Raw genomic sequence first — 13,188 nt, 5'->3', positions numbered from 1 at the left:
GTCCATAACGTAACCAACATCCAATACCGTGTCGTCGATGCGGTTATTGATCGCATCACACGGATTAGGCGGGATGTCAAGCGCCCAGATTTCGCTGCGTTATCGAGAGGGGCAGTTCACGCCTTCCGAGACGGCGGCCATCACCGGCACGCCGCTCCACCTTCAGCGGGACTGGCGCAGCCAGGGCCTATTGCGCGCACGCGAGGGCGGGCGAGCCAGCTTCACGCCCCGTGAACTGGCCGAGATGCGGCTGATGATGCGCCTGCGGAGCCTGGGCGTGTCCCTGCCCGATGCGAAGCGCGCGGCGGTGGAAGCGGCGCCCGGCGTGGTATTCGCGGCCTTAGCCGACCATCAGATGCGGACACTGGCGGTTGATGGAACGGCGGAGGAAGCCGCCGCCTACATCGGCACGCTAGAGGACACGGGCGATCACACCTACATGCTGATCCTGGCCGAGTTGGACGGCATGGATCAGGTCTATCGACATGCGGTGATCGAAGATGGCGAATGTCGACTTCTTCACGCCCTAAGCGAAGACGCGGCCGACGAGACGGTCGAAGCCGCCGGGCTTATCAATCTATGGGCGGTGGCGGCTGCGATTGCCAAGCTGAGCCCCAGACCATTGTTTACGCTCGTTGCGCCAAAGCGCTGAACCTGCACGCGACCCTGTCCGCCTTCGGCATGGCCCTTCTGTGAACTCAAGAATCCCGCAAAAATGCTAAGATGACTCAGCCGCCGGCTGGGGACGACGCCCCCAACCCCAACCGGCGGCTGCTGCTCAAGAACTGACGGCTCCGGCCTCGTCGGAACCCACGACCTCAACCACAGTGTCATAGCCGCCGACACGGTCTTGGTCGGGATGGCTGTCGATACCGGTGTAGCTAAGAGAGGCGTTCTCGTAGCGGCGGAAGGCGAACACCGCCTCGTTCATGCGTTCGGTGTTGAACACCCGCAGGTCCACGAGGAGCTGGAAGTCGGCGACGGTCAGGCCCGTCACCGACTGGAACAGGTCTGGCTCGATCCGGGTGATGACGTCCTTGAGCGCATTCTCGCGGAAGTCCGTCAGATACATGAAGGCGGGGATGCGGGTGGCGAACTTGATCAGCTTCTCCTGCACCTTCTTCCGCAGGGATTTGTATTCCTTCTCTTCCTCGGTGAGTTGCTTCTTCTCCTTGGGGGACAGCTCCTCGTCGCGAGCCTTCTTCTTTAGCTCCTTCACCGCGTCCGAGCGCGCGATGATGGTCTCGATGACGTTGTCGCCCAGCGCGCGCCAGCCCTCGATGCGCTCGACCACCTTCATCGCCTCCTCGTCGGCGAGAACCTCTTTCAGGGTCGCGTCATCGACGTTGACCAGCAGCGCCGACTCCCACTTGCGCGCCAACAGGGTGCCGGAGGTGCCGGCCATGGCGATGTCGAGAATTTCCCCGGCGTTGACCGCGACCATCTTGCCGTCCGCATAGGCCAGCACCGGGAGGAACGACACCAGATCGGCCACCGCCTTTTCCAGGTTGCTCTCACCGGGTGACAGCCCCGCGCCGTATTGCCAGACCTGCCGCAAAGCGCGCGTCGGCGCGAAGTCGAAGACGAAGCACACCGGCTTGACGATGTCCTCGCGATTGGGATCGTCGCCGTCCGGATTCTTGATCGACCACGGCGACTGAACGCGAAACGCGGCCTGGAAATAGGTCTCGGGCGACTTCAGGTTCCGCAGCATCAGGATGGACGACCATTCCTTGATCGTCACACCGGTGGTCAGCTTGCCGCACGACAGGGTGATAGTCTTGGAATTGTAGCCCTCGCCAATGGCGGCGCGCACCGGACCGACCGCCGCCAGACCGAGACCCGCCGTAGGGCCAGCGGCCATGACGACGCGATACTCATGCCAGAACTGGTTCTGTAGCTCCGCCAACAGGTTCCGCATCGCCTCGCACGCGGCGACGCTGGGCAGGAACCACAAGGCGTGGTTCAGCCACGGCAGGAGCTGAGCCTGGGCATATGGCCAGGGCGGCCGCGAACCTGACTTTAGCGCCTCCTCCGGCGCATGTTCTCCGCGAATGACCTGAAGCCACTTCTGCACGTCGCTCTTGTGGGTGAAGGTCGCATCGGCGCCCGTGCCCGTGGCGGCGAAGAAGGCGTTCAGATCGAACTCGTTGAACTCGCCGCCCGAGGCGATGGCCAACAACTCCTGCGGCATCTGGTAGGTCAGCAGCCGCATTTCCGGCAGGGCGGCATAGGGGTTGCGCTCGCCCGGATGCGCCTTGGCGAACTCGGCCTTGGCCCGCTGCTCGTCGGTATAGGTCCAGTTGAAGATTTGCTCTTCGATGAACTCCCCGGTCGCCAGCGCCTTGAACGGCGTGCCCGACAGATAGAGGTAGGCTCGGGTCGTGATGGGCAGGAACTCGGCCTCGGCCTCGGAGAGAACCTCCAGGTCCTCGTTCACTTGTTCTAGATCGGCGGAATACTCGCTCTTCGCCGCGCGCGCGTCGGTCTCGCCCTCGAACAATTCCTTGGCCGTGTCGCGCCAGGCGCCGAAATGGTATTCGTCGAAGATGACGAGGTCCCACTCAGTCGTGTGAATCCACTCGTTGTTGGGCTTGATGGCGCCAGTTCCCGCCTCTCGCCCGAGCAGGTCCTGGAAGCTGCCGAAGTAAACCAGCGGCCGGTCGGGGTCGGCGTCGCGGGGATCACGGCCACTGGCCCGTGACAGATACTGCCACCCCTCGAAATCGACATGGCTCTCCAAGTCCGCCTGCCAGGCGTCCTCGACCGCCGGCTTGAAGGTGACTACCAGCACCCGTTTGGCGTTCATCGCTTGGGCCAGCTTGTAGCTGGTGAAGGTCTTGCCGAACCGCATCTTGGCATTCCACAGGAAGCGCGGGACGGCGGCGGGACCCTCAGCCCATCGGGACTCAAAGTAGGCATGGGTAGCATCGACCGCGTGCTGTTGCTCGCGGCGCGGTGGGAATCTTTGGTCGCGGACCCCCTCGACAGTCCGCCCGGCCCGTAGGTCGTTCAGCGCCGCTTTCACGTCGGCGACGGTGCAGCGCATCCATTCGCCCATGATCGTATCGTGCCGGCGTGCCGTCAGCGCGGCGCGGAGCTCGAAGTCTGTTATGCGCGAGCTGTCGTCGCGGGTGGCGTCATCGTGCCACTCGATGCGGGGGACGAAGCCGGCTGTGCGGGTCTGTTCGGCGATCCGCTGCGCCACATCGCGCGTTGTCTGGCCGATCTTCAGCAGGCCAGCATGGCTAGGTGCGTCGATAGCATAGGCGTAGAGGCGCGGGGTGAGTTCCGGCTTAGATGGGAGAATCTCGTCGATTGGCCGGCTCAACCCGCTGCCTCCATCGAGCGGATTAGGGAGTCGATGTAGGCCTGCTCGTCCGCCGTCAGGCCATACTCATTATACAGTTGAGCATCGGTCCAGATTCGGTCCATAGCAAGGTCTGGGACGAATGCGAAAACGTCCGCCTTGTTGTCCTGCGTCATTTTTCGGAGAGACACAAGAAACCGGAAGAACTTCGTGCGCATGTATGCTGCGATGCGCTCAGCCTCGAGTTTGCTGGAGGCAACCGCTGCGACCAAACAGGTCTCGGTACACGCTTCACCCGGACCAGCTACAAAGGGTCCCCGCTGATCCCAGATCGGCAAGGGATATTTCTCATTGCCATCCGTGGCCCTACCAATGAGTACCTTCCATCGGTCGATCAATTCCCAGTTCACACGCACTTCAGACGGCTTGACCCACGTCGTCCTTCCCGACGAGTACAACTTCACAGTGCGTGTTGCCGATTTGGAGTCTGCTCCAAAAAAGTTGGTCGGGAGCCCGAAGGGCTTTCTGGAAGAAACGCGCCGGTCAAAGGTAGGTCCGCCTTTGGCCAAGACCTTCCGCAAAATCGGGACGGCCCCGTTACGCCTTACGAGAACATCAAATTCATCCAGAGGCCGAGTCGCGGGGTCCCCCACAAGCCCGCCTGGCTCGACCGTAACGATCGTGCAGTCACCGACGTGATCGCGTCCCCATAAGAAGTAATTCAGCCCACCGTTGACGTTGACCTTTGGAAAGGCATCCTTATCCAGAATATAGTCAACGATCGTCTGAAGGCGTTGGTCTTTGAGCATCTTTGCTCGAAATTCGTCTAGACCCTTACCGCCACCGAACCACCTCGATGGAACAACCATCGACAAATATCTGGGTTCAAGCATCATCGATTGCTCGATGAACTTCTGGTATATTGGACTGGCGCTGGCAGACTCGCTAGCATCCGAAAGTTGGTACGGCGGATTGCCGATAATCACATCGAACTGCATGTGTGCTCCAGCAATCTTGGCGCACAGTGTCGCCGGATCGTCAGTATGGATAAAAGGGTATGCGTAGGTTTCGCTGGCGTCGCCACGATCAAGGTTGTGACTAGTCGCCCCGCAAAATCGGCATTTGTCGCCCTCCCAGTCGTGCTTGGTCCGTTCGAACCAAACGTTGCCGTCCTCATCGTCGAACCCGGTTGCGATCGAATGCTCGCCATTAGCCCATTTGGAGCAGTAGAGGCTGCGGCGAGCCAATAGGGCGGTCAGCTGAGTGATCCCGATCCCGAACACCTGGTTCGTCAGGATATGATCGACCCGCGTCTGAAGGTCAGGGATTTCGTCGGCCAAGCCGTCGATCAGCCGCTTGGCGATCTCGCGTAGGAAGACACCCGACTTGGTGCAGGGGTCCAGGAAGGTGATGCTTCTGTCGGCCCAGATATTCGCGCCGTCGTTGGCGCTGGCCCAGCCCTCGGCCAAGGTGTCGAGCATACGCTGCGCGAACTCCGGCGGGGTGAAAACCTCGTCGTTCGACAGATTGGCGATGCAGGTCAGGACGTCGGGGTTGCGTTTCAGCAATGCGAAAGGCGCGGTGTCGGTCATGCGGCGGCGCCCTCCGGCGTCTGATCTCGTGCCGCCAGCTCGCGCACCGTCATCGGCGGCCAAGCCTTCACGGGCTGGAACACCTCATGCTTGCCGAGATGCTGGAACAGGGAGCCCTCTTCACGCAGGCCGGCGGCCTGGGTCAGGCGGTCGAGGCGGAAATCCCGGCGCTGGAACTTGCCCGCCCCGATGTGCGCCCATTCGACAAAGGTGATCGGCCCGCCGTCCGCCGCCAACATCGACAGGGCGTCACCGTGGATCAGATTCAGCGACAGAATGTGCGAGGCGGCGTGATACGCCTCGTCGTCCGGCGTCACTCCCATATAGTCGCAGAACAGCGCCAGCATATTGGCCCGGCATTCAGCGATGTTGTCGGCCAGGAGCTCGATGCCATAGCAGGACGCCACGGCCACCAGGCCGTAGATATGCTTCTCGAACCTGGACCGACCATACTTCACCTCGACCGTATCCAGTTTGCGCTGAAGGATACGGACCAGGAAGTTGCCGCTCCCGCAGGCGGGTTCGAGGAAGCGAGAATCGATCCGCTCGCTCTCCCCTTTGACTAGATCGAGCATGCGCTCGACCAGCCATGAGGGGGTGAAGACCTCCCCGTGGTCGGCGACCCGCTTCTTGGATTTGATGAGACTCATGTAAGCGCCAACGATTATTGGTGAGCGAGCTTAGCGGGCTACGGCAGGTTGTGGCAGAGCCAATCCGGTGAAATGGGCCCCGGACGCGCGGCCGACGACCGAAATTGACGTCCGGGGAGGACAAGGCAAGAGAATGGACGAGGCGGGTTTCAGGCAAATGCTGCTGGCGCGGGGGAACGCGCCGACCGGAGTTGAGACCCGGATCAATTACCTCAAGACCATCGAGAAGAATTTGGCGGGCTTGGGTCTGCCCTTCACCGACCTGGATGCGGCGTTCGAGGCTGACAGTTTGGCGTCGATCATCGAGGCGATGCGCGGCCTGATTTCCGACCACAAGGCAGGCGGGACGGCCTACCTGCTGCTGTTCCCTCGGTCTGAAAACCCCGGAAACCGGTTGGCGAACCTGCCGACCTTCCTAAAGCACTATCGCGACTTTCGATCAGGGAGCGACATGAGTAGCCGCGAGGGTGCCGGCACGGGGCTCGGCAACGAAGGAGCGTTCCTTCTCTTCGATGCCGCGAACATTCCGTTTCAACCCGTAAGAAACTTCAACAGGAAGACCGGCGTGTCCGCCTTCCGCATCAAGCCCAAGGGGGCAGGAAATAAGGCGGAAGAAGCGATTGAAACGACCGACATCGTCGAGGTCGCACGCGCCATGCTGATCGATGGTCTGCCAGCACGGATCAAGGCGATCAGCGGTGGGGACGTCAACTACCTGACCTATGGCGGTGAAAAGCTCGTCCGCTACGAGCTTGCTCCAGGGATAGCTGCCGCTCTCGGCCTACCGCCGCAAGGTCACACGGCCGGAATGAAGATGACGAACGCGGGCGGTATGGCCGCATCCGCGACCGATGAAAGAACGTCCTCTATGAACCTGATCCTCTATGGCCCACCCGGCACCGGCAAAACGTTCGCCACGGCGGGGGAAGCGGTGAAGCTGTGCTCGCCCCAAGTCGATCCGGATGACCGCCCGGCCGTCGAGGCTGAATATCGGCGACTGGTCGATGCGCGACAGGTGGAGTTCGTCACCTTCCATCAGTCCTATAGCTATGAAGACTTCGTCGAAGGTCTGCGCCCGCCTTTCTCCAGCAAAGATGGAGACGGCGATGACGAGAAGTCCGGGTTCCGCCTGGAGGTCAGCCCTGGCGTCTTCCATCGCATCGCCACCCGCGCCGCCGCCAGCAAGGGCTCGACCGGCAAGGCTTTCGACCTGACCGGGCGTCAGGTCTTCAAGATGTCGATCGGAGAGGCGGCCAATCCGGAAGACGCCTACCTGTTCGAGGAGTCACTGGAGAATGGCTATGCTCTTCTCGGCTTCGGACAGATCGACTGGCGTGATGACCGGTTCGCCAAGCGCGACGCCATGATCGAGGCCTGGAAGGAGGAAGAGCCGGACGCCGAGCCACCGACCCCGCGCAGTGCCTCAGTTCAATGCCCGGACATGTTCCGCAACTGGATCAAACCAGGCGACATTCTGATCGTGTCCAAGGGTAACGGCAGCTTCCGGGCCATAGGCGAGGTTACCGGCCCCTACGAATATGCGCCTCGCGAGGACGGCGGCTATTTTCACCGGCGAGCTGTCAGTTGGCTCTGGAGCGATCGCACCGGCGTCCCGGTCGAAGAGATTTACGCCAAGCGGTTCAGTATGCGCACGCTCTACATGCTGACGCCCTCGGACCTGAACATGAGCGCGCTAGAACGCTACATCACCAGTCAGGAGCCCGGTGGTCCGCCCGAGCCGTTCGTGCTGATCATCGACGAGATCAATCGCGCCAACATCTCCAAGGTGTTTGGCGAACTGATCACCCTCCTGGAGCCGGATAAGCGAATCACGCCGGAAGGTGGCGGGCTGAAGGTGCGCCTGCCCTATTCCAAAGAGGCTTTCGGCGTTCCGGCAAATCTACACGTCATCGGCACGATGAACACGGCCGACCGTTCGATCGCCCTGCTCGACACAGCCCTGCGTCGCCGCTTCGAGTTTCGCGAACTCATGCCCAACCCGGACCTGCCCGAAATGAAGGCCGCCGGCGCGAGCTGCGGCGTCAATCTCGGCAAACTGCTGCGCACGCTGAACGACCGGATCGAATACCTATTCGATCGGGAGCACCAGATCGGCCACGCCTACTTCATCAAGTGTGCATCGCGAGCTGACCTTGATGCCGTCATGCGCCACAAGGTGATCCCGCTGCTAGCGGAATATTTCTACGAGGACTGGAGCAAAGTCGCTTTGGTGCTGGGCGACGCGGACACAGGCAAGGCGGGTCGGTTCCTGGAGCGCACAGAGCTGAAGCCGCCCGCCGGTTCCGACTTCGAGGGCGGCGAGACCCGTTGGCGTTGGACGGTGCGGAGCGAGTTCGCGCCCGACGCCTACGCCGACTTCCAGTGATCCGCCGCACCGTTCTCGAATGGGGGTCTCTGCCCTACGGCGAGGGCGACGACGCCATCCCCGAAGACGCCGCCGATCGCTTGGTGGCAGTCGCCCGTGCTTCTCCGCTGGGCGGCAAGGACGGCGGCCGCATTCTGACCCACGGTCGTCGGGCCCTGGGCGCGCGGCAGGTGGTGGGCGTGCTGGCCGCCGATGGCATCGCGCTGGAAATTCTGCCGAAGATCGACGTGCCCGACGCGACTGGGGCGACGGCTCACGGTCAGATTCGCCAGCGTCTTGTCCACATGCTGGCGGTCGCTCTCGATCTCGACATCGCCGCCGGCCCCATGACAGAGCTGGGCTGGCAAAAGGAGACTCTGCTCGAAATCCTGATCGGGCTGTTCGCCCGCAAACTGGCCGACGAAGCGCGTAAGGGCATGCCGCGCCGCTATCTGGTGCACGAAGGCGATCTGACGGCGTTGCGCGGTCAGATGGATGTGACGCGTCAGTTCACGACCCTGATCGCCCGGCCCGACCGACTTGCCTGCCGCTATGACGATCTTTCGCCTGACATCTTGCTCAACCACATCATGAAGGCAGCCGTGGAACGGCTGATCCGCGTGACGGCGTCGGCGGAGAACCAGCGCCGCCTGCGCGAACTTGCTTTCTTCTACGCAGACATTCGCAGCCTACGGCCCAGCGCCTTGGCGTGGGACAGCCTGATCCTGGACCGCACGAACAGCCGATGGCGAGAACTGGTGGAACTGGCCCGCCTGCTTCTTGGCGACCGATTCCAGACCACCTCACGCGGCTCACAGAACGGGTTCTCGCTGACCTTCGACATGAGCCGCCTCTTCGAAGCCTATGTGGCGCGTAGCCTCAAACGAGCGTTCAGCGGCACCGAACTAAGCGTTCACGCCCAGGGCGGCCGCCTCTACTGCCTCGAAGATGCCGAGACCGGAGCAGGCCGCTTCATGACCAAGCCGGACATCCTCGTGAAGCGAAAGGGCAGGGTCGGGCTTATCATCGACACCAAATGGAAGCGCATCAGCCGTGTGGTCGACGACCCCAAGCAGGGCGTCAGCCAGGCAGACGTGTATCAGATGATGGCCTACAGCCAGCTCTATGAATGCTCTGAGCTTTTACTGCTCTACCCCCACCACCGAGGGCTCAGCGCGGAGGCTGGAGAGCTGTCCATCCACTCGATACGCAATACGTCGAGTTGGTTGCGGACGGGGACGGTCGATTTGGCCGGAATCTCCCATCAAAACTGGCGTGAAGCAGTGGGCTTCGGCCGCTTCTGACTCATCTTGGAAGTTGGGCATGCCCGTTCACGGCAGGCGCGTATCAGGTGCCGAAGACGTCACACGGAACCATGCTGGAAGCCCTACGAGTTGGCCTAGGCGTCACACGCGCGTGGTGATTCGTGCGGCTGTTCGGATGTCTTCCACCCGCACGCCGGTGCGGGTCAGCAATGCGCGCACGTCGTTAAAAACGGGTGCTTCGCCTTGTGGATCGGAGATAGTGAGCAGGACGGTGAACGGCACGCCGTCGTCGGGCATTTGTTCTCCGGCGCGGGTCAGGTATTTCATAAACAAGCGCCAGTTCGTCGAGTTACCAATCCCGCGTGGCATGGTCTTCGACAGGCATTTCACGGGACTCCACTTTAGCCCATGCTCGATGCGTTCCGCCTCGATTGCCGGGCCATTCTTCCGGTCTGGCAAGTAGATTGGATCGAGACGGCCGTGCCAGCTCTGCTTGCCATCCTTGTCGAAATTTTCTTGCTGGAGCGTGGCATCGATATTCACGCGAACGAACTCCGAACCGAACCGGCGGTCCAGCGGGGGCGTCGAGACCAGCGTCAGTTTCGCCGAGCCTCGGCACTTCCCATCGGGCGTAACTAGCGACGGCGGCCAAGCAAAACCGAACGAGATTTGTTGATCTACTCGCAGTCGAGAGGCGAACACCAGTGTGATCTTGTGCTCATCACCCTCAAGGATCTGGCGGGCTGCCGGCGGCATGCCGAAGCCTACGAGGTCGCGTGCAACTCCGGACAACGCCTTGGTGCGAAGCGCCTCCGGCATCTCCGCGTGATGCAGCAGCAGGCCGATCAGCGTTTCCCGCGAGACCTGTCCTTCGATGTTTTGGTCAAGCACCGCCGCTGTCTTGGCGATCAATGGAGCTGCATAGCTTGTGCCGCACCCATCGATGATAGAGCCGTCCGGCAAGATCGAGAAAAGCCCGTGGCCAAATGGTGCTTGCGGCGACCCCGACCCTCCGAAATGAGCCAGGTCCGGCTTCACTCCAGCACGCAGGCCCGGACCTCGACGCGAATACCGCGCCGGCATATGACTGATCGAGCTTGCGCAATCGGGCGGGTTCAACGCCGCGACCGACACGTTCCGCACGCTCTCCGCAGGAACGAGCAGTCCGTCCCCGCGCGCGGTGGCTAGCGCCACTAGCGCTTGGGTTTCATCTGCAGGCCATTCTGTTCGCGCGCCCTGCGGCGAGGTATTGCCTGCCGAGATGAAGAACACTGAGTCATTAGTCTCGGCGATGCCGTCGAGCCGCGCTGCCGTAGAGCTGTATTGATCCGGTTCAGCAGGGTGCTGGACGTTCAAGCTGAAGTTGAAGACGCGCACATCATGTCGCGCCTTCGCGTCGGCTACGGCATTGTCGATTTCGTCGAAGAAGTCGTCGAGCCCGCCGGGATAATATTGCTCGAACGCCGCCGGCTGGTCGTCGTCTGGGAACACGGCAATATCGACGAGGTCGATGCCATCGGGCTCGGGGCAAACACTCCCGTTTAATGCATTGCCGCCGACAGCAAGGCCCGCGATGAACGTCCCGTGCGCCCGATCCGCATGTTCGTCAGCCAGTGGCTCCCACCGATCCAGGACCCATTCCGCCGCTGCATCGCTGATGCCGCCATCGATAATACCAAGTCTGGGATAGTTGGCGGCGGGATCACGCGCCAGCAGATCGCCGCTTGTCGGAATGGCGCGCCCTGTGCCGGCCATTGATTGCGCCGACATGCGTTCCCCGATGATGGTGCGCGTCAGCACCGGCGGCAACTCAATGCGACGAACAAGCGGATGATGGTCGAGGAACGCGAGCAAACTTTGATGCCGCCCCTTGTCCGTCTCGAACGGCGCGACTTCGCGGTCTCGCTTTCGGTCCTGCGCCGAACGTTGCAGCAGCACGAGCGGCGGGCCCTCGGCCTTGGTTAGTCGCAGGGCAAGTTGCGGCTGATCGCGGCCCACCGTCTGGACACGCTCTACATTTAGCCCATGACCGATTGCTGCCAGCCCTTCGATGAAACTGGCATAGAGCCGTTGGCGCCCTTCATCGACCGCATCCCACTGACTATGAGGCGGCGGGATATCGAAAAGCTCAACGCGGTAGTTGCTACCCGTCATCGGGTTCGACAGCCAGTCCATAGCCTCGTCGACCGAGAACTTCCGGCGGTCTGCTGCACTGTAAAGTTCCAACCGATCCAATGCGCCGGTCTCGCTGCGTCCGGCGCTGGGGTGCGGGATGAGCTTACCGTTGTTATCCGGGCGCAGGTTAGTGTGTTCTTCGGTGCCACGCACCGCCTGCGCGATCAGGCGCAACCCGCCGGGGCGTGCCTCAACATACATTTCACCAAGGTCGCCACCACCGACCAGTGGCGTGATCTCCGCCTTGAACAAGGCCCGCAACGGTCGGTGCGACTTGGCCCAAGCATCCCGCCGCAAGATGACTTTCACAATGCCAAGCTGGCCTTGCGGTTGACCTTCGAGAGCGACCGCCAGTCCTTCCAGTTGGTCCTGCATCGACCGCTTGTGACGAACATAAGCCTCGTCACGCTCGGCGAAGAAGTCCTTCTTCGGCCCGCCGCCCACGACCTCACGTGCCTGCTCAAAGTTCTCTTGGTTCAGAACGACCTGGATCGGGCTTGCCATCAGCTTGCATCCGTCGCGCCAAGAGCTTCATCACTGCGGCTGATCTGCCGGCTGACCGTCGATTTGTCTTTGCCGGCCATGTTGCCGATGTCCTCGTAAGACACGCCGAGGCGGCGATCGCGGCTGATGGTCTTAAACAGCACGCCGGCGTCCGCGAACAGCAGCTCACGGCGCTCCGGGTCGATGCGTGCACTGTTCAGCGTCGCGAACTGGCGCAGCATATCGAGCATCGGGCGCGGGCTGTCGGCCTGCACCGCCATCGACTTTTTGTAGGTGCGCACCAAGGCTTCGATCTCCGCGCCGGTCGCACCCTCAGTGAACCAGGCGATCATGCGCAGATGCGCATCGGGGGGCGTGATCGGGGGCATAAAGCTCTTGGCGATCTCCAGCCGCACGTCGAAGTCAGGCCGGGGCATCTCAAGCTGCACCTCGAAACGACGCCATACCGCCGGATCGAGCAGGCGTTGGTGGTTGGTGATGCCCACGGTGATCCCGACGTCGTGGCGCATGTCCAGATTTTGCAACAGGGCGTTTACCACCCGCTTGATCTCGCCGACTTCCTGCGGGTCGTCGCGCAGCTTCGCCACCGCATCGAACTCATCCAGCAATAGCAGGCAGCGATACCGGTTAGCGAAGGCGAAGAGATTGCCAATATTGCGCGCGGTTGTTCCTAGGAACGAGGACACCAGGCCATCAATCCGGGCTGAAACGACCGGCAGGTCCAGTTGCGCCGCAATCCATAGGGCCAAGCGTGTCTTGCCCGTTCCCGGCGGGCCGTAGATCAGACAGGTGCGCATGGGCTGCACCCCCATGTCGGACAATGCGCCAGGGCTTGCCCACTCCTCCATGATCGAGGACACGGCCGCGCTGATCATGGGGTTGAAAATCGGCGGAGCGGGATTGACCTCAGGCGGGAAGATCAACTCCGCCAGCGGCGCAGCCGTCTCTCGATCAACCGGAACCTGGGTGTTTCGGGTCAAATTCTCACCCGGCAGTTGGGCTTTCGAGCGCGCAATGCGACTTGGTGCCAACTCTACAGTGCGGTCCGCGCTTGTCAGCAAACTCGACAGCGCCGCTGACGCCTTCACGTCGCCCTCTTTCTTCAAGGCATCTCGAAGTCGCTCTACCTGCTTTCGAACCGCCGGACTGGGCTGCCCCAGTGCCGCTCGGCAGAGCGCTTGGATGATCGGAAAATGGTCCACAAGATGCACTCGTTGCGAAAAATCAAACTAGATTGCTCCTATCAGTGATTTAGTTGCGTGTCTATCGCCCGTTGATGCATGATACGTTAAATGTGTTGCGGGTGGACCTGTCTTGGCGTCCCAGT

At 61.8% G+C, this 13,188-nt stretch carries 8 protein-coding genes; 3 read left to right on the top strand and 5 right to left on the bottom strand.

Features of this window, described 5'->3' with window-relative positions; all coding sequences use genetic code 11:
• Positions 1 to 73: 73 nt before the first annotated feature.
• Entirely contained in the window at positions 74 to 652 is a 579-nt protein-coding gene (locus tag KF910_RS01680) for a helix-turn-helix domain-containing protein (RefSeq protein WP_292258468.1), read from the top strand.
• Positions 653 to 778: 126 nt separating this feature from the next.
• Here KF910_RS01680 and KF910_RS01675 read toward each other — a convergent pair whose 3' ends face one another.
• Genes KF910_RS01675 through KF910_RS01665 form a run of 3 tightly spaced genes read right to left on the bottom strand, consistent with a single transcriptional unit; the run spans position 779 to position 5,552 of the window.
• Entirely contained in the window at positions 779 to 3,331 is a 2,553-nt protein-coding gene (locus KF910_RS01675; RefSeq protein ID WP_292258467.1) for a GIY-YIG nuclease family protein, read from the bottom strand.
• Complete coding sequence (locus tag KF910_RS01670; RefSeq protein ID WP_292258466.1) at positions 3,328 to 4,902, bottom strand: Eco57I restriction-modification methylase domain-containing protein; 1,575 nt, start codon at positions 4,900 to 4,902, stop codon at positions 3,328 to 3,330. The genes KF910_RS01675 and KF910_RS01670 overlap by 4 nt, the downstream gene beginning before the upstream one ends.
• Positions 4,899 to 5,552, bottom strand: coding sequence for a DNA methyltransferase (locus KF910_RS01665; RefSeq protein WP_292258465.1), 654 nt, complete (start codon positions 5,550 to 5,552; stop codon positions 4,899 to 4,901). The genes KF910_RS01670 and KF910_RS01665 overlap by 4 nt, the downstream gene beginning before the upstream one ends.
• A gap of 133 nt (positions 5,553 to 5,685) precedes the next feature.
• Here KF910_RS01665 and KF910_RS01660 point away from each other — a divergent pair, with 133 nt between their 5' ends.
• Together KF910_RS01660 and KF910_RS01655 are read left to right on the top strand one after the other, a co-directional pair.
• Positions 5,686 to 7,938: an AAA family ATPase gene (locus KF910_RS01660; protein WP_292258464.1), complete on the top strand. Its 2,253-nt coding sequence runs from the start codon at positions 5,686 to 5,688 to the stop codon at positions 7,936 to 7,938.
• Positions 7,935 to 9,221 (top strand): McrC family protein, encoded by a 1,287-nt coding sequence (locus KF910_RS01655; RefSeq protein WP_292258463.1) that lies wholly within the window; start codon positions 7,935 to 7,937, stop codon positions 9,219 to 9,221. Before KF910_RS01660 ends, KF910_RS01655 begins: the two co-directional genes overlap by 4 nt.
• A 102-nt stretch (positions 9,222 to 9,323) precedes the next feature.
• Here the strand turns inward: KF910_RS01655 and KF910_RS01650 are convergent, their stop codons facing one another.
• Both KF910_RS01650 and KF910_RS01645 read right to left on the bottom strand, forming a co-directional pair.
• The gene (locus KF910_RS01650) at positions 9,324 to 11,861 is read right to left on the bottom strand and encodes a S8 family peptidase (protein ID WP_292258462.1); all 2,538 of its coding nucleotides are present in this window, start codon (positions 11,859 to 11,861) and stop codon (positions 9,324 to 9,326) included.
• Complete coding sequence (locus KF910_RS01645) at positions 11,861 to 12,967, bottom strand: AAA family ATPase (protein WP_292258461.1); 1,107 nt, start codon at positions 12,965 to 12,967, stop codon at positions 11,861 to 11,863. The genes KF910_RS01650 and KF910_RS01645 overlap by 1 nt, the downstream gene beginning before the upstream one ends.
• Positions 12,968 to 13,188 lie beyond the last annotated feature (221 nt).

It is taken from the genome of Brevundimonas sp., assembly GCF_019636155.1.
GTDB lineage: Bacteria > Pseudomonadota > Alphaproteobacteria > Caulobacterales > Caulobacteraceae > Brevundimonas.
This window is presented reverse-complemented; position numbering and strand designations above follow the sequence as displayed.